This window comes from Janthinobacterium sp. CG_23.4 (assembly GCF_029892305.1).
Classification (GTDB): domain Bacteria; phylum Pseudomonadota; class Gammaproteobacteria; order Burkholderiales; family Burkholderiaceae_D; genus Janthinobacterium; species Janthinobacterium lividum_D.
On the sequence record NZ_JARXUX010000001.1, the window covers coordinates 1542182 to 1563939 of the forward strand.

The 21758-nt window shown below is 62.9% G+C and carries 15 protein-coding genes; 10 read left to right on the plus strand and 5 right to left on the minus strand.

From position 1 onward, the window contains the following. Positions 1-192: 192 nt before the first annotated feature. The 3 genes from H4V96_RS06930 to H4V96_RS06940 all read left to right on the plus strand — a co-directional run bounded on the left by H4V96_RS06930 (position 193) and on the right by H4V96_RS06940 (position 4190). Entirely contained in the window at positions 193-783 is a 591-nt protein-coding gene (locus H4V96_RS06930; RefSeq protein ID WP_196856604.1) for a hypothetical protein, read from the plus strand. A 355-nt stretch (positions 784-1138) separates the two neighbouring features. After that, positions 1139-2401 (plus strand): HD-GYP domain-containing protein, encoded by a 1263-nt coding sequence (locus tag H4V96_RS06935; protein ID WP_196856605.1) that lies wholly within the window; start codon positions 1139-1141, stop codon positions 2399-2401. Positions 2402-2534: 133 nt separating this feature from the next. Then, positions 2535-4190, plus strand: coding sequence for a methyl-accepting chemotaxis protein (locus tag H4V96_RS06940; RefSeq protein WP_280720819.1), 1656 nt, complete (start codon positions 2535-2537; stop codon positions 4188-4190). A 54-nt stretch (positions 4191-4244) separates the two neighbouring features. Here the strand turns inward: H4V96_RS06940 and H4V96_RS06945 are convergent, their stop codons facing one another. Together H4V96_RS06945 and H4V96_RS06950 are read right to left on the minus strand one after the other, a co-directional pair. After that, positions 4245-5027, minus strand: a complete 783-nt coding sequence (locus H4V96_RS06945) for a 3-hydroxybutyrate dehydrogenase (RefSeq protein ID WP_010396615.1) — start codon at positions 5025-5027, stop codon at positions 4245-4247. A gap of 92 nt (positions 5028-5119) precedes the next feature. Next, positions 5120-6196, minus strand: a complete 1077-nt coding sequence (locus tag H4V96_RS06950) for an AraC family transcriptional regulator (protein ID WP_196856607.1) — start codon at positions 6194-6196, stop codon at positions 5120-5122. Positions 6197-6335: 139 nt separating this feature from the next. On the opposite strand from H4V96_RS06950, the gene H4V96_RS06955 reads away from it, so the two are divergent. The 5 genes from H4V96_RS06955 (at position 6336) to H4V96_RS06975 (ending at position 13783) form a co-directional block, all read left to right on the plus strand. After that, the gene (locus H4V96_RS06955; protein ID WP_010396620.1) at positions 6336-7946 is read left to right on the plus strand and encodes an FAD-binding oxidoreductase; all 1611 of its coding nucleotides are present in this window, start codon (positions 6336-6338) and stop codon (positions 7944-7946) included. Further along, entirely contained in the window at positions 7943-9511 is a 1569-nt protein-coding gene (locus tag H4V96_RS06960) for a glycerol-3-phosphate dehydrogenase/oxidase (protein WP_196856608.1), read from the plus strand. The genes H4V96_RS06955 and H4V96_RS06960 overlap by 4 nt, the downstream gene beginning before the upstream one ends. Positions 9512-9686: 175 nt before the next feature. Next, positions 9687-11264: an FGGY-family carbohydrate kinase gene (locus H4V96_RS06965; RefSeq protein ID WP_196856609.1), complete on the plus strand. Its 1578-nt coding sequence runs from the start codon at positions 9687-9689 to the stop codon at positions 11262-11264. 237 nt (positions 11265-11501) lie between these two features. Further along, on the plus strand, positions 11502-11918 hold the full coding sequence (locus H4V96_RS06970) for a Plug domain-containing protein (RefSeq protein ID WP_196856610.1): 417 nt from the start codon (positions 11502-11504) through the stop codon (positions 11916-11918). Positions 11919-11926: 8 nt separating this feature from the next. Next, on the plus strand, positions 11927-13783 hold the full coding sequence (locus H4V96_RS06975) for a TonB-dependent receptor (RefSeq protein WP_280721178.1): 1857 nt from the start codon (positions 11927-11929) through the stop codon (positions 13781-13783). 316 nt (positions 13784-14099) lie between these two features. On the opposite strand, the gene H4V96_RS06980 is transcribed toward H4V96_RS06975, so the two are convergent. From H4V96_RS06980 to H4V96_RS06990, 3 genes are all read right to left on the minus strand, one after another. Beyond that, the gene (locus H4V96_RS06980) at positions 14100-15458 is read right to left on the minus strand and encodes a diguanylate cyclase (protein ID WP_196856611.1); all 1359 of its coding nucleotides are present in this window, start codon (positions 15456-15458) and stop codon (positions 14100-14102) included. 397 nt (positions 15459-15855) lie between these two features. Then, positions 15856-17049, minus strand: coding sequence for a PLP-dependent aminotransferase family protein (locus H4V96_RS06985; protein ID WP_010396631.1), 1194 nt, complete (start codon positions 17047-17049; stop codon positions 15856-15858). Between the two features lie 176 nt (positions 17050-17225). After that, positions 17226-18137 (minus strand): DMT family transporter, encoded by a 912-nt coding sequence (locus H4V96_RS06990; RefSeq protein WP_196856612.1) that lies wholly within the window; start codon positions 18135-18137, stop codon positions 17226-17228. A 133-nt stretch (positions 18138-18270) separates the two neighbouring features. Here H4V96_RS06990 and H4V96_RS06995 point away from each other — a divergent pair, with 133 nt between their 5' ends. Both H4V96_RS06995 and htpG read left to right on the plus strand, forming a co-directional pair. Further along, entirely contained in the window at positions 18271-19704 is a 1434-nt protein-coding gene (locus H4V96_RS06995; RefSeq protein WP_196856613.1) for a PLP-dependent aminotransferase family protein, read from the plus strand. 112 nt (positions 19705-19816) lie between these two features. Further along, positions 19817-21736 carry a molecular chaperone HtpG gene (gene htpG, locus H4V96_RS07000; RefSeq protein ID WP_010396637.1) on the plus strand — a complete coding sequence of 640 codons (1920 nt, stop codon included), beginning with the start codon at positions 19817-19819 and terminating at the stop codon, positions 21734-21736. Positions 21737-21758: the final 22 nt, after the last annotated feature.

Consider the following 21758-nt stretch of genomic DNA (forward strand, 5'->3'; position numbering starts at 1 on the left):
TTGCTGGCACGCTACGCAATGGCGCAAGCTGCCGCAGTTGCCTCAGTTGCGCCAGGCTCCCGTTTACTGTGAGGCGAGCCACCCCGCGCCGGACGCTGGGAACATGTCTGTACAGAAACAGCTGTTTTATGCAAAGTGCTAGACTTTCGATCTTTAACGACCACTCTTGATGCCCATGCCCATGCCCATGCCATGCGCCTGACGACTCTCGCCCTGACCTTTGCCGCCCTGTTCGCCACCTTGCCGGCCCATGCCGCCTCCATGCCCACGCAGGAACAAATCCAGGCGGCCGTGCAGGCGGGCGTGGCCAAGACACATGCGAAGGCGCCATCGAGCCTGCCGATCAGCGTCAAGGTGAGCAGCTTGCACGGTTGTCGCGAATCGCAGGAAGTGCCAGGCGAGGTGGTGTGCCTGGTGGGCATGCGCGCCGGCATGCGCGATGGCTTTCAAGTGTTGCCCCTGCGCAAGGATAACGATACCTGGGTCGGCGTCGAGCGCAAGCACGCCAAGTTCGCCGGACCATCGCCGGCCGAGGCGCAAGCCATGTTGCGCGCCTGGGCCAAAGAGGAAGTGGCGCGCGATCCGGAAGCGGCCAAGGATGTGCAGATGCAGGAGGCGCAGAGCACCATGCAGGTCAAGGCCATCAACGAGTGCGAGGTCAAGAGCAAGACGGGTTACCTGGTGTGCGACACCGAGTTGAGCGTGCCGAGCCGTCCTGATGGCATCAAGACGGAACTCACCTTCATGCTGGAAAGCGCCGGCTGGCGTTACGTGCCGCGCTAGGCGCCACGCGCCACGCTGCCCCCGGCCGCGCCGACGGCATTGCTGGGCGTGCTGGCGTTGTCAGGAGTGAGCATCGGCTCGCCACGCTCAATGGCGCGCGCCAATGTGCACCGATAGCCATGTCATGCCCAAAAAATTGCCCCGTGTCAATATAAAGTCAATTAAATTGTTAAATTTAATTATTTTTGGCATGTAATTGGTGTTAATGATCAAAATTCATTATTTTTTGTTCGTTTATCCCCAATATATTGCGAATGTGCAATGTAAAGTGGTATATTTGGTTGAATCATTTATTCCAGCGTATGATGTGTCACACGCAATGCGCTGTCGCAACCTGAATGTCTGGAGAGCCTCCGTGCTGAAAAAAATAGCGAGTACCGACCTGGTATTGGGTATGTATATCGAGCGCCTCGGCCGCTCCTGGCTTGAGACGCCGTTCTGGAAGCGTTCTTTTTTGCTCGAATCGCCGGCTGACCTGGAGCGTATCCTGGCGGCCCGGCTGAACGAAGTGTGGATCGATACCGCACGCGGCCTGGCGCCGCCTGAACCTGTTGTCGTTGCCGCACCGCCCGCAGCCGCAGCCGCAGCCGCAGCCGCAGCAGTTTGCACCGAAGCCAAAGCGCATGGCGTCGACGTCGCCGTTGCGAAAGTCGCGCCCAGCCTGTCGCGCGACGAGCAAATGGCGCATGCCCGGCGGTTGATCGAGCGCACGCGCCAAGCCGTGCAAACGATGTTTGACGAAGCGCGCATGGGTAAGGCCCTATCCGTCGGGCATGCCTACGAGTTGGTCGATGATATCGCCGCCTCGGTGCTGCTGGGCGGCGGCATGTTGCTGGGCCTGGCTCGCCTGAAAACCGCCGATAACTATACCTATATGCACTCGGTGGCCGTATGTGCGCTGATGACGGCGTTGGCCCGGGAGCTGGAGTTGGCGCCCGAGCAGGTGCGCTCGGCCGGCCTGGCGGGATTGTTACACGACATCGGCAAGATGGCTGTGCCATCGGCCATCCTGAACAAGCCTGGCAGCCTCAGCGACGCGGAGTTTTCCTGCGTGCGCACCCATGCGGCGGCCGGCCATCGCTTGCTGCTCGAAGTCGATGATATCGATCCGGTGGCGCTGGACGTGTGCTTGCACCACCATGAAAAACTCGATGGCAGCGGTTATCCCAAAGGATTGCGTGGCGACGAAATCAGCTTGTATGCGCGCATGGGCGCCATCTGTGACGTATACGACGCGGTCACCTCGAACCGGCCATACAAGCAGGGCTGGTGCCCGGCCGAGTCGCTGCGCCGCATGGCCGCCTGGCGCGGCGGGCACCTGGATGCGAAACTGTTTGCCGCTTTCGTCAAATGTCTGGGCATCTATCCGCTCGGTACTCTGGTGCGGCTGCAGTCGGAGCGCCTGGCCGTGGTGGTGGGACAAGCGCAGGGCAAGACGCTGACCTCGCCGACCGTGCGTGCATTCTTTTCCGTCCGCGCCGGCACTTGCATCGTGCCCAGCGTCATCGACCTGGCCGCGCCGGGTTGCCAGGAGCGTATTGTTTCCACGGAAAGCGCCGCCCAGTGGGGCTTGCTGGACGTCGACCGTTACTGGGCCGGCGAACCTGCCGCGGCATAGTCGGAATAAAGGATATTTTATTTATAATAAAACATTAGAATAAGGGTGCCAGTGCCGCATCCGTTTTCCTGCCTGGTGATCGTTCCTTGTCCGCTTACCCGTCACCGCACGGGCTCATTCTGAGGGTGTAACCATGCGACTCAATCTTCCAGTCACCGATACCGAGATCACCCTGAGCGATACCGAGACCATCGTCTCGACTACTGACTTGCAAGGTAATATCACGTATGCGAACCCTTACTTCATCGCCATCAGCGGTTACAGTGCGGACGAATTGATGGGCGCGCCGCAGAACATTCTGCGCCATCCGGATATGCCGGTCGAAGCGTTTGCCGATTTCTGGGCCACCGCCCGCGCGGGGCGTTCGTGGAGCGGCATGGTCAAGAACCGCTGCAAGAATGGCGATTACTATTGGGTGCTGGCGAACGTGACGCCGGTAGTCGAGGATGGCGTGGCTGTCGGCTATATGTCCGTGCGCACCAAGCCGACGCGCCAGCAGGTGGCGCAGGCGTGCGCCCTGTACGCGCGCATGAAGGCGGGGCAGGCCAATGGCATCATCCTCAGGCAGGGCGTAGCCGTGCGCACGGGCTGGCTGGCCAAGGTGCTCAGCTTGCGTGACTTGGCACTGGGCAAGCGCATAGGCTGGAACCTGGGCTCGCTGAGCCTGCTATTGCTGTTGCAGTTGGTGTGGGATGCGGGTCTGTTGCCGACCAGAGCGGGAGGCTGGATAACGGGGTTGGCCGCGGTGGCCTTGTGCGCGACCCTGTATTTCTGGCGTGGCTTGCACCTTGCCGTGTTGCAGCCCTTGCAACAGGCGCGCCAGGCCTGTGACGTGATGGCGGGCGGCGATCTGACGGGCGAGTTCGATACCGCCCGGCGCGATGAGATGGGGCAACTGCTGCGCTCGTTGCGCCAGTTGCGCGTCAATTTGCACTCTATCGTCGGTGATGTGCGCGGTAATTTCCTGCGCATCAGCATGGCCAGCCAGGAAATCGCTGCCGGCAATATGGATTTGTCGGGCCGGACGGAAGCGCAGGCGTCGGCCCTGGAGCAGACGGCGTCGAGCATGGAGCAGTTGGCCGCTACGGTGCAGCAAAACAGCAGCAATGCCGTGCAGGCCAGCGACATGGCTGGCAAGGTACATGGCCTGGCGGGGCGCGGCGGTGAAATCGTTGGCCAGGTAGTGATGATGATGGATGAAATTAACGCCTCTTCCAAGAAGATAGGCGACATTACCGGAATTATTGAGGGTATTGCCTTCCAAACCAACATCCTGGCCCTGAACGCGGCTGTCGAAGCGGCGCGCGCAGGCGACCAGGGGCGCGGCTTTGCCGTCGTGGCAGGCGAGGTGCGCAGCCTGGCCCAGCGCAGCGCGTCGGCCGCCACGGAAATCAAGCAATTGATCACGGCATCGCTGGCGCAAGTGCAGGCGGGCGCGAAACTGGCGCAACAGGCAGGCGTCAGCAGTGCCGAGATGCTGGGCGCCGTGCAGGGCGTGCACGGCATCATGGATGAGATTGCTTCAGCCTCGCGCGAACAGAGCCATGGCATCGGCCAGGTCAATATGGCCGTCACGCAGATGGATGAAGTGACGCAGCAGAACGCGGCGCTGGTGGAGCAATCGGCGGCGGCCTCGGCTTCGCTGCAAGACCAGGCCATGCAATTGGAGCAAGCGATGGCCCTGTTCAAGCTGGAACGGCGGCGCGACGGCCAGGCGGCCACGGCCACGTCCCTGCGCGCCGCGCCGCCACGCCGCCACATGACAGCCGCCGCCCTGTCCGCTCCTTGAGGTTCACCGTGTCACGCAGCAGGCAAATGGTGTGGCTGCCTGCGGCAGTTGGCACTATTGCATGTGCCAGCCGTGGCTGACGACGATGGACTGGCCGCTTAGCGCCGTCGATGGGAAGGCTGCCAGGAAGACGGCTGTTTGCGCCACATCCTCGGTGGTGGTGAATTCGCCGTCAATCGTGTCTTTCAGCATGATTTTCTTGATCACGTCTTCTTCGCTGATGTTCAACTGGGCTGCCTGTTCCGGGATTTGCTTGTCGACCAGCGGCGTGCGCACGAAGCCGGGGCAGATGACGTTGGCGCGGATGCCATCTTTCGCACCTTCCTTGGCCACCACCTTGGCCAGGCCCAGCAAGCCATGCTTGGCGGCAACGTAGGCGCTCTTGAAGAGCGAACCTTCGTGCGAGTGCACGGAGCCCATGTAGATGATGGCGCCGCCGCGGCCGGCCTTGATCATTTCGCGCATGCAGGCGCGCGTGGTGAGGAAGGCGCCGTCCATGTGGATGGCCAGCATTTTTTTCCACTGATCGAACGGGTAGTCGACAACGGGGCTGATAATCTGGATGCCCGCATTGCTGATCAGGATATCGATGCCGCCGAAGTGGGCTGCGGCGTCCGCCACGCCCTGCTCGACCTGTGCTTCGCTGGAAACGTCCATGGCCACGGCAAACGCCTGGCCGCCCGATTGCTTGATTTCCTCGGCCGTCTTGCTGGCCGCTTCCAGCGCCAGGTCGGCGATGACCACCTTGGCCCCTTGTTTTGCATATTCAATGGCTATTTCCTTGCCGATACCACTGGCGGCGCCGGTAATCAGTGCGACTTTGTCTTTGAGTTGCATATTAATCCTTTGCATTGCGGGTTGGAGTGATCGTGGGAAGTCAGAGCATGCCAGTATAGCCAGAAAATGCGCCGGGCACGGCGCGCCCATGCCTAGAATCGGGCTTGTCTCGCCTGCAATTGATGCAGGCGCCAGGCGCCGGGATTGGTGCCCGCCCAGACGCGGAACGCGTGGTTGAACGCGCTTTGTTCCTGGTAGCCGAGCAGAAAGGCGATGTCGACCAGCGACAGGTCCGGCGTGCGCAAATAATCACGCGCCAGGCTATAACGGGTCTGGTCCAGCAAGGCCTGGAAACTGGTGCCCGCGTCGGCCAACTTGCGCTGCAGGGTGCGCGGCGTGACGGCCAGCATGGCGGCAACGCTGGCCAGGCGCGCCGAACCCTGGCGCAAGCCCGCCACGATGGCGGCATGTACTTGCGCCTCGATGGCGCCGCTACTTTCTGCTGTGGCCTGGCGCTGTGCCAGCAACTGCTCCGCGTGCTGGCACAGCACGGGGTACAGGCTGACGTCGGCGTTCGGCACGGGCCAGTCCAGCAATTGCGCCTCGAAGCTGGCCGTGTTCGTGCTGGCGCCAAACGCGGGCAGGCTGCCCAGCACGCGCACATATTCGTCGCGGTGCGTGGCGCAGCGCAGCAAGTCGCCGCCGCCATCGTGGGTGAACGCCAGTCGGGCCGGCGGCAGGGGTATGCCCGCCAGCCAGTCGCCGCACACTTTGACACCGGCAAAGACGCTGTCGACCAAGTGCCGGCTGGCGCCCGGATAGTGACTGCTCCAGCCGTAATGCGCGACGGCGCCATCGCGCTGCAGGGTCGAGCGGCCCAGGTCGTGCGCCAGCCGTTCATAGCGCGCCGTCTGTTCCAGCGCTTGGCCCATATTTTTGCAACTGAGCAAAATCAAGCCATACGCGCTATAGGTACCCATGCGTACGCGCTGGCCCACGTGCAGGCCAAAATGCGCGTCGCCCGCCAGTTGTGCGCCTGCATCGAGCAGGCGCACGTAGTCGCGTGCGGCCAGGCTGGCCGTTGACGCTTCCAGGCTGTGCGGCGCTATGCCTGCCGCCTGCGCCAGGGTGGCGGCAGCGATGCCGTGCGCGCCGGCCGCTTCCAGCAGCGGCTGCAGATAGGCGCCCGCGACCCGCCCTTGCGCGTGGTCGCTGTCAGTGCCTGGCATGATGCAACAATGCAATTGTCATGAAAAACCAATATCTTTCGTCTCTGGCGGCATATGCTATTCATCTAGCAAGAAAATCAGGCAAGCACAGTATAGCAAGCCGCCGTGGCGTGCAACTGGCCAACTACAGGGGATTTCGATGCAACGCTGGAATGGCTGGGGTGACGAGAGCGTCACGTTTGCGTTGAGCGCGGCGGCGCTGGCTTTGTTGGGCGAGCGCCTGGGGCCGGGTAGCGGCATGCACGATGCCACATTTGACGCCGTCTGTGCGGCAGTTCCCGCCTCGCGTCTGGCGCCGCATCCGCTGATCGATACCAAGCCTGCCACGCGCGTGCGTCATGCGCTCGGCCAAAGTCTGCCCGACTGGTTCAAGCTGCGCCACGGCCGCATCGGCGCGGTACCCGATGGCGTGGCCTTTCCCGACAGTGCGCTGCAGGTGCGCCAGCTGCTCGCGTATGCGCACCATGCCGGTGTGGCGGTGATACCCCACGGCGGCGGCACCAGCGTGGCCGGGCACCTGACGGTGGCTGCGGGCGCGCGCCCCGTGCTGTCGTTGAGCCTCGTGCGCCTGTGCGCGCTGGGCCATCTGGACCGCGAAGCGCAGTTGGCCACTTTCGGCGCCGGCGTCTACGGCCCCGACCTGGAAGCGCAGCTGCGCGCGCAGGGTTATACCCTGGGCCACTATCCGCAGTCGTTCGAATATTCCACCCTGGGTGGCTGGATCGCCACGCGTTCGTCGGGCCAGCAATCGCTGCGCTATGGCCGCATCGAGCAGCTGTTCGCGGGCGGTGAAGTAGAAACGCCATCCGGCACTTTGACGATTCCCACCTTTCCCGCCTCGGCGGCCGGCATCGACCTGCGCGAAATGGTGCTCGGTTCCGAAGGGCGCCTGGGCATCCTGACGCAAGCTACCGTGCGCATCTCACCGCTGCCGCCCCATGAAGCATTCCATGCCGTGTTTTTCGCCGATTGGGGCCAGGCGCAGGCGGCCGTGCGGGCATTGGCCCAGTCGCGTCTGCCTTTATGCATGCTGCGCCTGTCGAACGCGCTCGAGACGCAAACCATGCTGACCCTGGCCGGCCACAAGAAACTGGTGGCACTGCTGGAGCGCTACCTGTCCCTGCGCGGCTGCGCGCAAGGCAAGTGCATGCTGATGGTGGGCGTCAGCGGAGACGCAAAACCGGCGCGCGCGGCCCTGCGCGACGCCCTGGCGCTGGCGCGGCGGCACAAGGGCGTGCATGTGGGGCGGCACATGGGCGACAAGTGGAAGCAGGGTCGCTTTCGCAACGTCTACCTGCGCAATGGCGCCTGGGAGCACGGCTATGTCATCGACACGGTGGAAACTGCCGTCGACTGGCCCCGCGTCACGCCCATGATGGCAGCGCTGGAGCAGGCCGGCACCAGGGCGCTGGCCGCGCATGGCGAGCAGGTGCACGCCTACACGCATCTGTCGCATGTGTATGCGCAGGGCGCCAGCGTCTACACCACGTATGTGTACCGGCTGGCGCCCACGTATGAAGAAAACATGGCGCGCTGGCGCAGCCTGAAAGAGGCGGCCTGCGCTGCCATCGTGGCCAACGGCGGCACCATCAGCCACCAGCACGGCGTGGGTAGCGATCATGCGCCGTGGCTGGCTGCCGAAAAGGGCCCACTGGGCATCGCCGCCATGCGCGCATTGCTGCATCAGTTTGACCCGCAGGGCATGATGAACCCCGGTAAACTGCTGCCCGAAGTGGCGGGTGCGCCGTGAACCGCGACGATTTGCCTGGCGTCCTGGCGCGCCACTGGGATGTGCTGATCGTCGGCGGCGGCATCACCGGCGCTGGCATCTTGCTGGAAGCATCGCGGCGCGGCCTGAAGGCGCTGCTGGTCGAGCAGCGCGATTTCGCCTGGGGCACGTCGAGCCGCTCCTCGAAGCTGGTGCATGGCGGCTTGCGTTACCTCAAGCAGGGGCAGTTCGCGATGACGCGCGAGTCGGTGCATGAACGGCAAGCCTTGCTGGCCGACGCGGCCGGATTGGTCGAGCCGCAGGGCTTCGCCTTTGGCGACTACGCGGGCAGGAAACCGGGACGGCGCCAGTTCATGCTGGGCCTGGCCATCTATGACGTGATGGCGGGGCAGCGGGCGCGCCGCTATGTCGATGCGACCGATTTTTCCATGCTGGCGCCGCATGTCCAGCGCGAAGGACTGCGCGGTGGCATGCTGTACCAGGACGCCAAGACGGACGACGCGCGCCTGGTGCTGCGCGTGCTGCAGGAAGCGCGCCGCCATGGCGGCGTGGCTGTCAATTATCTGGGCGTGGAATCGCTGCTGCGTGAAGATGGCAGGGTCGTGGGGGGCGTTTTGAACGATGGCATCGGCGCCGCAACATTGACGGCGCGCGCGCGCCTGGTGATCAGCGCCACGGGCGCCTGGGCCGACCGCTTGCGCGGCCAGGTGGGAGAAAAGCCGAAGCTGCGGCCGCTGCGCGGTAGCCATTTGCTGCTGCCTGCCTGGCGCCTGCCGCTGGCGCAAGCGGTCAGCCTGATGCACCCGCGCGATGGCCGCCCCGTCTTCGCCTATCCGTGGGAGGGCGTGACCCTGGTGGGCACCACCGATGTCGACCATGACGCCAGCCTCGACCTGGAGCCTGCCATCACGCGCGGCGAACTCGACTACCTGCTGGTGGCGCTGCGCTGGCAGTTTCCGCAGTTGGCGCTGGGCGAAGACGACGTGCTGGCCACGTATGCCGGCGTGCGTCCCGTCATCGATAGCGGCCAGCTTGACCCGTCGAAGGAGGCGCGCGAACATGCGCTATGGCTGGAGCATGGCTTGTTGACGGTGGCGGGCGGCAAGCTGACGACGTTTCGTGTGATCGCCCTTGACGCATTGCGCCGCGCCGCGCCGCTGTTGCCAGGCTGGCAGGCGGATCTGCGCCCATTGCCAATTTTTGACGCAACGCCGCCCTTGTCGGGCAAGGCTTTGCTGCTCGATGGCGAGCAGCGCGCGCGTCTGCTCGGGCGTTATGGCGCGGCCGCGCAGGCCCTGTGCGATGCGTCGCACGAGGGCGAATTGGCGCAAATTGCCGGCACGCAGACGCTCTGGGCGCAGCTGCGCTGGGGCGCGCGCAATGAGAACGTGCAGCACCTGGACGATCTGCTGCTGCGGCGCACGCGCCTCGGTGTGCAGCTGGCCGGCGGCGCGCTTGCTATCATGACGCGCCTGCGTGCCATCTGCCAGCATGAATTGGGCTGGGACGATGCGCGCTGGGACGCGGAGCAGGCGCGCTACCTGGCCCTGTGGCGCAGTCATTACAGCGTGCCGCAAAGCAACTGAAGCGATCATAAAAATATAAAAGAGGAGAGTATCATCGAGACCATCCTGTTGCGCCAGCCCGTGGCCGCCCTCGTCGAGGAACTGGGCGAAGACCTGCTGCACATCACCTGCGCGAATGGCGACCGCGTCGACGTCGGCTGGTATCGAGTCGCGCTCGACGTTGCGCGCTGAATCCATGGCGAGCGTATCGGACCGGGCAGCTTACATTCTTGCCATCGACAATGGCACGCAAAGCGTGCGCGCGCTGCTGTTTGACAGGGACGGCAACCTGGCGGCCAAGGCGCAGGTGTTCCTGGAAGCATATTATTCCGAGCATCCCGGCTGGGCCGAGCATGATGCCGAAGGCTACTGGCAAGCCGTCTGCGAAGCGTGCCAGCAACTGTGGCGCAGCACGGCCATAGCCAAGTCCTCGGTGGTCGGCGTGGCGGTGACCACGCAGCGCGGTACGGTGGTCAATGTCGATGAGCATGGCGTCCCCCTGCGCCCCGCCATCACTTGGCTCGATCAGCGCTGCACGCGCCAGATTCCGCCGCTGGCGCCGTGGTGGCGCGCCGCTTTTCGCGTCACGCGCCTCGAGGGTACGATCACGTATTTCCGCCGCGAGGCCGAGATCAACTGGATTAGCGCGCACCAGCCTGACATCTGGCGCCGCACGCATAAATTCCTGCTGCTGTCGGGCTTCTTGAACCACCGCCTCTGCGGACGTTATGCCGATTCGACGGGTTCCCAGGTGGCTTACATCCCGTTCGACTACAAGCGCCACACCTGGGCCGGGCGCTTCGACTGGAAGTGGCAGGCACTGGCGATCGAGCGCTCCATGCTGCCGGAGCTGGTGACGCCGGGCACGCGCATGGGTGCCATCACGGCTGCGGCGGCTGCGGCGACGGGCATCTTGCAAGGCACGCCCTTGCTGGCGGCGGCCGCCGACAAGGCTTGCGAAGTGTTGGGCGCCGGCTGCGTCGAGCCGCATGTGGCGTGCCTCAGCTACGGCACCACGGCCACCATCAACACGACCAACCGCAACTACGTGGAAGTGACGCGCTTTATTCCGCCGTATCCGGCCGCCATGCCGGGCGCCTACAGCACGGAAGTGCAGATTTTTCGTGGCTACTGGATGGTCAACTGGTTCAAGGAGCAGTTCGGCGACCGCGAACGGGCGGCCGCCGCCGAAGATGGCACGGGCTGCTCTGCCGAGGCGCTGTTCGAGCGCCTGGTCGAGGCCGTGCCGCCCGGTTCCATGGGCCTGATGCTGCAGCCGTACTGGAGTCCCGGCATCAAGGTGCCTGGCCCGGAAGCGAAGGGCGCCATGATCGGTTTTGGCGATGTGCATACGCGCGCGCATATGTACCGCGCCATCCTCGAAGGGCTTGCGTATGCGCTGCGCGAAGGCAAGGAGCGCATCGAGCGGCGCAGCGGCATTGCCATTACGGAGCTGCGCATCGCAGGCGGCGGCTCGCAAAGCGACGCGGCCATGCAGCTGACGGCCGACATCTTCGGCTTGCCCGCTGCGCGCGCCCATGTGTATGAAAGTTCGGGCCTGGGCGCGGCCATCGCCGCGAGCGTGGGCCTGGGCTGGCATGCGGATTTCCCCGCCGCCGTGCAAGCCATGACGCGCAGGGGCAAGTTATTCCAGCCGCATCCCGAGCACTGCAAAATCTACGAACAGCTGTACCGGCGCGTGTATCGCAAGATGTATGCGCGGCTGCAGCCCTTGTACCGCGAAATCGCCGATATCACCGGCTATCCGGAATAAAACGCATGACACCGTATTGCGAATCATTCGCATCTAATATATGATGTGTTTTGCATTTCACTAAGGCAACTTATTCCAGTGATTGCAGTGCGCCGCCGGCCATGCGCCAGCGGCGCGTCCGTGCGGGCAGAGTCGCGCCGCCACGCTTGCTTCAACGCCACCGCTTGATCGTGCACAGTCTTCCTCTGCCCCAGCATTTTTTCATTCCATCAGTATGAAAACCAGGCAAGGATAGCGATGAAGAGTAGCAGTAAACAAGGACGGACCCCGCTGCAAGGATGGACCCCGCTGGCCGCCGCGCTGGCGCTGGCATTGGGCGGCGCGCAGGGCCATGCGCGGGCGGCAGCGATGGCCGACCAGGCCGATGAGGTGTCGATGCCCGCCATCAGCGTATTTGGCGACGCCATCAGCGCCGGCACGGCGGGCCGTTCGTATATCAACAGCGCCGATATCGAACGCCAGCAGGCGGACAATGTCGCGTCCTTGCTCGATACCTTGCCCGGCGTAGACCTGGCCGGCACGGCCCGTCCCAGCGGCCAGAGCCTCAATATCTGGGGCTTCAATAAAGTGCAGGACGTGAAAGTCATCCTCGACGGCGTGCCCAAGGGTTTCGAAAATACCGCCAGGGTTCCATTTTCATCGAGCCGGAGCTGATCAAGCAGATCGAGGTGAACAAGGGCGCGCATACGAGCTTGTATGGCAATGGCGGCTTCGGTGGTGTCATCACGGTCGAGACCAAGGACGCGCAAGACTTGCTGGAAGGCGGCGAGAAAGTGGGCGCCATGCTCAAGTACTCGCGCCACTCCAATAACGGGGAAAACGACGCCACCGTGGCCGTTTATGGCCGCACGGAAGACGGCCGCTACGATGCGATGGCCTTCACCACGCAGCGCAAGTCCGACGATTTGCGCAAACCCGATGGCAAGCCATTCCGCTTTTCCGCCATCGACGCGCCATCGAGCCTGGCGAAGCTGAATATCCGCCTGACGCCGGAACAGCTGCTGACCCTGACGGCCATGCAGAGCGGTAGCGCGGGCTGGGGCCCGTTCGCCGCCATGGGGGAAGACGTGCCCACGCCGACCGAGGCGGAGATCAGGAAGTATGGACTGGACGAGGCGTGGCAGCGCAAGGCCGTATATCGCGACCAGGACGACGATACATATGCCGTGAAGTGGCAGTACGCGCCGCAGGATAATCGATGGATCAAGCTGACGGCCAGCGTCGGTTATTCGCACACGGAGCAACATGACAAGCGCCTGCCATCGGCTTCGCTGGGCTCTTACCTGGGATCCTTGGGCAACGAGAGCTGGGCCTCGTACGTGGACCGCATTGCGGAGCTGCGCAATGAAAGCGTGTTGACGACGGGCGCCATTTCGCACGTGCTGCTCATGGGCCTGCAATGGCACAAGAACGTGCGCGACACCCTGATGTATTACCCATCGTCGACGGCGCTGAAGGATCCCAGCTACAACTACGGCTACTTTCAGCCTTACTATATGCCGGCCGGGCGCCAGGAAACCACGGGCCTGTATCTGCAGGATGCGATGACGTATGGCGACCTGACGCTAACGGCGGCGCTGCGTCATGACCGGGTTGTTTCCGGGGGCGTGCCGAACAAGGCGCCGCGCTACAACAGCGCGCTGGCGGCGGCTGGTCACGACTTCAGCGAAAAGGTGCACGCGGACTGGTCGCCCCGCCTGGGCCTGTTCTGGAAGGCGTCGAGCAGCGTGGCGCTGTTCGGCGATGTGAGCCGCACCTGGCGTGCGCCGACGATAGACGAGATGTATTCGAATGAATATTATGTGTCGTCCAAGCTCGGTTCATCGACACCGGGCACCAGCCGCAACCTGGCCGTCGAACGTGTGACGGCCGTGCGCACGGGCTTCATGCTGCACCGGCAGAACGTGTTCATGGAGCGCGACGACGTGCAGCTGCGCCTGACGGCGTACCAGAATCGCGTCAGCGACAATATCGGCCCGCGCCTGGGCATCCTGATCGAAGGCTATGTGCCTGGCTCGGGCATGTTGCCGCCAGCCCTTTCCACCCAGCGTAATCTGGCCGGTTTCCACACGCAGGGCGTGGAGCTCGAGTCCTACTACAACGCGCCGCGCCTGTTTGCCAGCGCTTCGTTGTCGAAGCAGCGCGGCACGCGCACCGGATCCCAGCGCGACCCCTGGGGTCATGACGAACCCGTGTCGACCATCGCGCCGAATAAATTGATGGCAGGTGTGGGCTGGCGCATGCCCGACCTTGGGGCCAGTATCGGTTGGCAGGGCCGTTTCGTGGCGAAGCAGGACCGCGTCCTGCCGCTGGGGAATGTCTACCGTCTGCCGCCATCGAAAGGCTATGCGCTCCATACGCTGTTCGCTTCCTGGGATGGCGGGCAGGGTATCTGGCACGGCACGCAATTGCGCCTGACGGTCGATAACGTCTTTAACCGCAACTATATGCCGTATCTGAGCGAGGCGGTCACCGGCGTGGGGCGCAATGCGAAGTTGAGCGTATCGCGTAAGTTTTGATTAATGTCAGGAACAGCGGGCCGAAGACGCGGGCCCGGGGTGCAATGCCGTTCAGTTAAGGGTTTTGGCGTGATTGATGAGCGCCAGTAAATTCGCTAACCCCAGAGGCAAAGAGCTGGGTCGGACCCGCCGGGGGAATGTGCTTCAATGGAGCACATTCCGATCACGAAGTGACCGACCCCTGTCCTGGTTCTTGGGCTAAAAATAGCGTCACTAACACACTAACTGAACGGCATTAGGGCCCAGGGTGCCTTTTTTGTAACTTTGGCCTACTTCCGGTCCGTTGCATGTTCCGTTGAACTTCCAACTTCAAACTTCAACGCAGCACCAGTGCCTTGACCGTTTCCCAGGCCGCGCTGCCTGAATGCGTGGTGCGTACCTGGTTGCGGCCGCCTTCCTTGGCCGCGTACAGGGCGCGGTCAGCGGCGACGAACAGCGCTTCGCGATCATCGAGCTGGTGCGGGTGGATGCTCGCCACGCCAATACTGACGGTGATCCACGGCGAGGTGATGGAGCGCGGGTGCGCCAGTTGCAGTGCTTCGATGTTCGTGCGGATGGCTTCGGCCAGCAGCAGTGCGCTGTCGGCGTCCGTGTCGGCACACAGCATGACGAATTCCTCGCCGCCGTAGCGGGCTGCCAAGTCGCCCGGGCGGGCCGCATGCGAGGCGATGGCTTGCGCCACCTGTTGCAGGCAGATGTCGCCGGCTGGGTGACCCAGGCTGTCGTTGTACAGCTTGAAGTGGTCGACGTCGAGCACCACGAGCGACAGGGCGCCGCCGCCGCGCACGGCGCGCTGCCACTCTTTTTCCAGGAAGCTGTCGAAATGCCGGCGGTTGGCGATTTTTGTCAGCGGGTCCAGATAGGCGGCGCGTTGCAAGGCGTCTTCCGACTGTTTGTGGTGTGTGATGTCGTGCAGCAGGCCGATGTACAGCGGTTGGCGCAGATACATGGGGGTCAGCGTCAGGTCCATGCTGAGCGACGCGCCACTACGGTGACGGATTGCCACTTCGCGCGTGCCGTGGTTGTGCGCCGTTTCCGGATTGGCCGCGTACATGGCGAAGTAATCGAGGTATTCCTGCGTCACCAGAGGGCTGAGCAGTTCGGCAATCGAGCGCCCAGCCAATTCGTTTTCGCTATAGCCCAGGTACTGATCGCAGGCCGGATTGGTGTACTGGATGCGCCCGTCCGCCTCGATGATCAGCAAGCCTTCAGCCATATTGTTGACGATGGTGCGCAGGCGCTCGGCCTGTTCCTGCTGGTTTTCATTGTTGTTGCGGATGTGCAAATGGGCGCGCACGCGCGCGCACACTTCGGCCATGCGCAGCGGCTTGCTGATGTAGTCGACGGCACCGCAGTCGAAACCGGCCACCACGTCTTGCGTTTCCGTCCTGGCACTCATGAAGATGACGGGAATGCGCTGCGTCAGCGGGTGCTGCTTGAGACGGCGGCAAGTTTCGATGCCATCCATGTCCGGCATCAGCACGTCGAGCAGGATCAGGTCGGGATGGGCGCGCTGGGCGATCTCCAGCGCCCGTTCGCCGGACGTGGCGACATAGGTTTGATAGCCCTGTTCAGTCATCAGCTTGCGCAGCAGCTCAAGGTTGGCTGGCGCATCATCGACTATCAAAATAGCGGCTTCGCGCCGCTGGGAATGCCCCACACTACCTGTACTCATTGCTGCCGGCCTTCTTGGATGTACTCTGCGATGCCAGCATTTGCTGTACTTTCGGTGATGCCGAAGTCCTGCACGCCTTGGCCGCCACGTGCGGCGGCGAACAAAGTAGTGCCCGAGGTGCGGCCTTGGCCGCACCTCGGGCACCTGTGCATGTATAGTCAAAAGCTGAGCCGATTCAAATTTGATGCGGTGCTCAAATCATACCGCTTCGCCAATTTTTTGGGTTAAAAATCGTTGTTGCCGTAGAGCTTAAAGCAATACTTGTGTGAATTTTTTGAAAATAGATACACGAAGTTGCTGTTGTGAAGATGGCTTTTGCGTGAGAAAGATGCTGAGTCGTTGGCTCGGAAGGGGTAGCAAGACACGCCCCGCAGCAGGCGGGGCGTGGACAATGGCACTACATTTTTGCGGCGATCAGTTTGCCCAGGATGGCGATACCTTCGACGATGCGTTCCGGCGGCACCGTCACGAAGGACAGACGCAGGGTGTGCGTTTCCGGCGTGTTGGCATAGAACGGCGCGCCTGGCACGAAGGCGACCTTGTTGGCGATGGCTTCATCGAGCAGTTTCATGGCGTCGATGTGTTTCGGCAAAGTGACCCAGATGAACATGCCGCCTTCCGGTTTCGTCCATGTGACGCCGGCCGGGAAGTGCTCTTCCAGTGCCGACAGCATGGCTTGGCATTGCTTGCCGTACAAGCTGCGGATGCTGGGGATATGCCGCTCCAGGAAGCCATCCTTGATCACTTCATGCACGACCATTTGCGTCAACTGCGACGTGTGCAGGTCGGCCGCCTGCTTGGCCAGTTCCAGGCGGCGCACCAGCGGCATCGGCGCCACCACGTAGCCGAGGCGGATGCCTGGCGTGAGCACCTTGGAAAATGAACCCATGTAGATTACGCCGTCCGGATTCATATTGATCATCTTCGGATACGGCTCGCCGCTGTAGCTGAGGGCGCCGTACGGATCGTCCTCGATCAGCGGCAGGCCGTGGCGGGCGCAGGTCTCCACCAGTTCCACGCGGCGCGCCACCGACAGGCTGCGGCCCGTGGGGTTCTGGAAGTTCGGCAGCGCGTACAGCAGGCGTGCGCCATCGGCGACAGGGTCGACCGACGACGGCACCAGCCCCTCGTCATCGGTATCGACGGAAACGAATTCGGGACGATAGACGGAAAACGCCTGCAGTGCGCCCAGATAGCTGGGGGTTTCCACCAGTACGCGGCTGCCTTCATCGATCAGTACCTTGCCCAGCAAGTCCAGCGCCTGCTGCGAACCGGAGGTCATCAACACTTGTTCGGGCAAGATGCTGCTGCCCTGGGCGCAGAGCGAGTCGGCGATCCACTGGCGCAGCGGCAGATAGCCATCGGTGGGACCGTATTGCAGGGCCACCTTGCCGTTGTTCGACAGGACCTTGTCGAAAGCGGTTTTCATTTCTTCCACGGGGAAGGTGGCTGGCGAGGGCAGGCCGCCGGCAAATGAAATGATCTCGGGACGCTGCGTGATCTTCAGGATTTCGCGGATGAACGAGCTTTGCAGCTGTTCCGCGCGTTCTGCAAAGCGCCATTGGATCGGATTCGGATTTTCAATTTTCATACGAGTCTCACAGAAGATGCCGAGCTGCGCCGGCTGGTTTTTTTGGCCCGCTTGTGGCGGTGCGTGCGCAAGCGGCGCCGGGTAGGCGTCGCCATGGTGCCGCCTTATTGTACGGCTTGCACGCCGCTCTGCCCATCCGTACGCGCACGGGCGTTGCAAACGGGCGTCAAGCTGGCCTATTTCAGCTTGCGTCCGATGGCCACCACGGCGATCACGGCGCCGGCAAACAGCAGGCTTGCGCCTGTCAGTGGCTCATTGAGCAGCACGGCCGCGCCCAGTAGCGTAAGAAAAGGCTGTAGCAGTTGCGTCTGTCCCACGCGCGCCACGCTCCCCAGCGCCATGCCCCGGTACCAGAAAAAGAAGCCGATAAACATGGAAAAGACGGAAATGTATGCAAAGCCCAGCCAGGCCGCAGCGCTGGCCTGCGCCATCAGCGCGCGCTGTGGCCAGGCGTTCCATAGCACCACGGGCAGCACGAGGGGTGCGGCCAGCAGCAGCGCCCAGGAAATGACATGCTGGCCCGGCATGACTTGCGCCAGGCGCCCCCCTTCGGCATAGCCGAGCGCCGCTAGCAGCACGGCGGCAAAGATCAGCCAGTCGGCCTGGTGGAAGCTGCCGCCACCCTGGCGCAGTGCGAACGCCACCACCAGCGCCGTGCCCAGCAGGGCCATCAGCCAGAATCCCGGAGAAGGGCGCTCCTTGCCGCGCAGCACGGCAAACACGGCGGTGGCAAGCGGCAAAATGCCCACCAGCACGGCGCCGTGCGAGGCGGGCAGGCTGCGCATGGCGATCGACGTCAGCCAAGGGAAGCCCAGCACGCAGCCCAGCGATACGAGCGCCAGTGGTAGCCATTGTTCGCGCCGCGGCCACGCTGCCCGCTGCTGCCATAGCCACAGGCCAGCCAGGGCGGCAGCGACCAGGGCACGGCCCAGGGCGACAAAAGTGGGGTCGAGTTCGGTCACCGCCATGCGCGTAAAGGGGAGGGTGAGACTGAAGATGGCGACGGCTGTCAATCCCAGTAACAGGCCCTTGCGGTCTGCGGCTAGGCGCAGGAGGTGGCTGGGGGAGGTGGTGGCGTGCGATGGCATGGCTGTCCTGGTACCGGTGGCGTGGGTCTATCGGCGGGCTGAATGAAGGCGCCCAATGCTGTTATCCTAGAGCTCAATAGCGATACAGTACAAATACACTTTCGCACATAATTTCACACACTGTCATGGTCATATGAGCAATGCACCTGCATCGCCGCCTCTCCCCTTGCTGTCGCGCGCCTCGGGCGAAACGCTGATCGACCAGATCGTGCGTTCACTGGCTGCACGCATCGACGACAAGCTGCTGCGCGACGGCGCGCGCATGCCCTCGATCCGCCGGTGCGCCGCCAGCTTGAGTGTATCGTGCGCCACGGTCGTGGCCAGCTACGACAAGCTGGTGGCGCGCGGCTACCTCGAATCGCGGCGCGGCGCCGGCTTTTTCGTGCGCGAGCGCTTGCCGCTGAACGCGCCGGCGCCATCAGATGGCGCGCAGGATGCGGCGGCGCAGACGATGGATGTGGTCTGGCTGATCCGAAATATGTTTCGCCAGGCGCCCGCCATCCCCGCGCCTGGCTCCGGCATGCTGCCCGCCGAGTGGCTTGACGGCGACCTGGTGGCGCGCGCTTTACGCGACGTCAGCCGCCAGCCCGGCAACTTGCTGCTGGGGTATGGCGCGCCGCAGGGTTTCCTGCCGCTGCGCCAGCAGTTGCAACTGAAACTGGCGGGGCTGGAAATCGCCTGTCCGCCCGAGCAGATCGTCACGACGGTGGGGGTGATGCAGGCGCTGGACCTGGTGGCGCGCGAGTTCGTCCGTCCCGGTGAAACCATTTTCGTCGACGATCCCGCGTATTGGCTGATGTTTGGCGCCTTTGCCGCCATGGGTATCAACGTCATCGGCATTGCCCGCCTGGGTGACGGCCCCGATATCGCCGTGCTGGCCGAACTGGCGGCCTTGCACCGCCCTAAGCTCTATGTGATCAACTCGGTGCTGCACAACCCCAGCTCGACGTCGCTGTCGGCAGCCAAGGCTTTCCAGGTGCTGCGCCTGGCCGAGCAGCACGATTTCCTGCTCGTCGAGGATGATATCTATTGCGATATGCACCCGGGCGGCGCGGTGCAGCCGGCCACGCGCCTGGCCGCGCTGGACCAACTGCGCCGCGTGATTTACCTGGGCGGCTTTTCGAAGAGCCTGGCGGCGAACCTGCGCGTGGGCTTCATCGCCACATCAAAGGAGCGGGCGCAGCGCCTGGCCGACCGCAAGATGCTCGCTACGCTCACCACCAGTGACATCGGCGAGCGCGTGGTGTATAAAATTGTCTCGCAGGGACTGTACCGCAAGCATGCCGAGCGCCTGCGCGCGCGGCTCGACAAGGTGCGCGAGGGCACGTACCGCAAGGCCGAGCAGGCGGGCTTGCGCTTCGATCCGGCATCGGCGGGCATGTTTGTGTGGGCTGACGCGGGCTGCGACACGAATGTGCTGGCCGAAAAGGCGCTGGCCGAAGGGCTGGTGCTGGCGCCCGGCAGCCTGTTTTCGCCGCGCCAGTTACCGTCGACCCGCATGCGCCTGAACCTGGCGACCGTGCAGGACCCGCGCATTTGGGCATTTTTTGCCCGCGTACTGGCTTAGGCGGGACATGGCGCGGCATTGCGGTACATTTGGCAGGGCTCTTGAAATCGCTTGCAGCATCCCCAATTGAAAGAAAACCTTTCCATCCACGCCACAAGACTATGAGGTAAAAATGGCTGTCTCCGAAAAGCAAACCCTGGGTTTTCAGACCGAAGTGAAGCAAATGCTGCACCTGATGATCCATTCCCTGTACTCGAACAAGGAAATCTTCTTGCGCGAATTGATCTCGAACGCGTCCGACGCGGCCGATAAATTGCGCTTTGAAGCGATCGATAACGACGCCCTGTATGGCAACGATCACGAATTGAAGATCAAGGTCAGCTTCGACAAGGATGCGCGCACCATCACCATTTCCGACAACGGCATCGGCATGACCCGTGACGAGGCGATCTCGCACCTGGGCACCATCGCCAAGTCGGGCACCAAGGAATTCTTCGGCAAGCTGTCGGGTGACCAGCAGCAGGACGCGGCCCTGATCGGCCAGTTCGGCGTGGGCTTCTACTCGGGCTTCATCGTCGCCGACAAGATCACCGTCGAAACGCGCCGTGCCGGCGCGGACGCTCTTGAGGGCGTGCGCTGGGAGTCGGCCGGCGAAGGCGACTACAGCATCGAGAACATCGACAAGCCATCGCGCGGCACGGATATCATCTTGCACCTGCGCGAGGATGAGGATGAATTGCTGTCGAGCTGGAAGATCAAGTCCATCATCCGCAAATACTCGGACCATATCTCGCTGCCGATCGTGATGCAGAAGGAAGAGTGGGACGAAGAGAAAAAAGAAACCGTCCTGAAAGACGAATTCGAAACCGTCAACCAGGCCAGCGCCCTGTGGGCCCGCAACAAGGCCGACATCACGCCGGAACAGTACGACGAATTCTACAAGCACGTCTCGCACGACTTCCAGTCGCCTTTGAGTCACACGCACAACCGCGTGGAAGGGCGTAGCGAATACACGCAGCTGCTGTACATCCCGGCCAAGGCGCCGTTCGACATGTGGGACCGCAACAAGCGTGGCGGCATCAAGCTGTACGTCAAGCGCGTCTTCATCATGGACGATGCCGAGCAACTGATGCCGACCTACCTGCGCTTCGTGCGCGGGGTGATCGACTCGGCCGACCTGCCGCTGAACGTATCGCGTGAAATCTTGCAGGAATCGCGCGACGTCAAGGTGATCCGCGAAGGCTCGACCAAGCGTGTGCTGGGCATGCTGGAAGAATTGGCAAATGCGGACGAGCAGGACAAGAAAGACAAGTACGCCGTCTTCTGGAAGGAATTCGGCCAGGTGCTGAAAGAAGGCATCGGCGAAGATGCTGCCAACAAGGAACGTCTGGCCAAGCTGCTGCGCTTTGCTTCTACCGGCAACGACAGCGATGGGCAAATCACCGCGTTCGCCGACTACGTGGCACGCATGAAGGAAGGCCAGGACAAGATTTATTACGTCACGGCCGACAATTACGCCGCTGCCAAAAACAGCCCGCACCTGGAAATCTTCCGCAAGAAGGGTGTCGAAGTGCTGCTGCTGACGGACCGCGTCGATGAATGGATGCTGTCCTTCCTGCAAGATTTCGAAGGCAAGGAACTGGTCTCCGTGGCAAAAGGTGGCCTCGACTTGGGCGCGCTGGAAGACGAAGCGGAAAAGAAAGAGCACGAAGAAACGGAAACTTCGTACGCCGACCTGGTGGGCAAGATGAAGACCGTGCTGGCCGACAAGGCCAAGGACGTGCGCGTGACGTTCCGCCTGACCGATTCGCCAGCCTGCCTGGTGGCCGATGAAAACGAATTGTCGGGTAACCTGCTGCGCATGCTCAAAGCTGCTGGCCAGAGTGCGCCGGAATCGAAGCCGATTCTGGAAATTAACCCGAACCACCCGCTGGTGACGCGTTTGAAGTACGAAGACGCGCAAGGCGGCAAGTTCGGCGACTGGGCCAACATCCTGTTCGACCAGGCTATGCTGGCCGAAGGTGGCTCGCTGGCCGATCCGGCCAGTTTCGTCAAGCGCCTGAACGAATTGCTGCTCAATACGGCGAAGTAATCGTCTTATTGTCAGCGTCAGC

What these genes read in the sequence shown, in the direction of transcription:
- H4V96_RS06930 (WP_196856604.1), top strand. Translation starts at nt 193, where the DNA reads ATGCGCCTGACGACTCTCGCCCTGACCTTTGCCGCCCTGTTCGCCACC.
- H4V96_RS06940 (WP_280720819.1), top strand. Translation starts at nt 2,535, where the DNA reads ATGCGACTCAATCTTCCAGTCACCGATACCGAGATCACCCTGAGCGAT.
- H4V96_RS06945 (WP_010396615.1), bottom strand. Translation starts at nt 5,027, where the DNA reads ATGCAACTCAAAGACAAAGTCGCACTGATTACCGGCGCCGCCAGTGGT.
- H4V96_RS06950 (WP_196856607.1), bottom strand. Translation starts at nt 6,196, where the DNA reads ATGCCAGGCACTGACAGCGACCACGCGCAAGGGCGGGTCGCGGGCGCC.
- H4V96_RS06955 (WP_010396620.1), top strand. Translation starts at nt 6,336, where the DNA reads ATGCAACGCTGGAATGGCTGGGGTGACGAGAGCGTCACGTTTGCGTTG.
- H4V96_RS06965 (WP_196856609.1), top strand. Translation starts at nt 9,687, where the DNA reads ATGGCGAGCGTATCGGACCGGGCAGCTTACATTCTTGCCATCGACAAT.
- H4V96_RS06970 (WP_196856610.1), top strand. Translation starts at nt 11,502, where the DNA reads ATGAAGAGTAGCAGTAAACAAGGACGGACCCCGCTGCAAGGATGGACC.
- H4V96_RS06980 (WP_196856611.1), bottom strand. Translation starts at nt 15,458, where the DNA reads ATGAGTACAGGTAGTGTGGGGCATTCCCAGCGGCGCGAAGCCGCTATT.
- H4V96_RS06985 (WP_010396631.1), bottom strand. Translation starts at nt 17,049, where the DNA reads ATGAAAATTGAAAATCCGAATCCGATCCAATGGCGCTTTGCAGAACGC.
- H4V96_RS06990 (WP_196856612.1), bottom strand. Translation starts at nt 18,137, where the DNA reads ATGCCATCGCACGCCACCACCTCCCCCAGCCACCTCCTGCGCCTAGCC.
- H4V96_RS06995 (WP_196856613.1), top strand. Translation starts at nt 18,271, where the DNA reads ATGAGCAATGCACCTGCATCGCCGCCTCTCCCCTTGCTGTCGCGCGCC.
- htpG (WP_010396637.1), top strand. Translation starts at nt 19,817, where the DNA reads ATGGCTGTCTCCGAAAAGCAAACCCTGGGTTTTCAGACCGAAGTGAAG.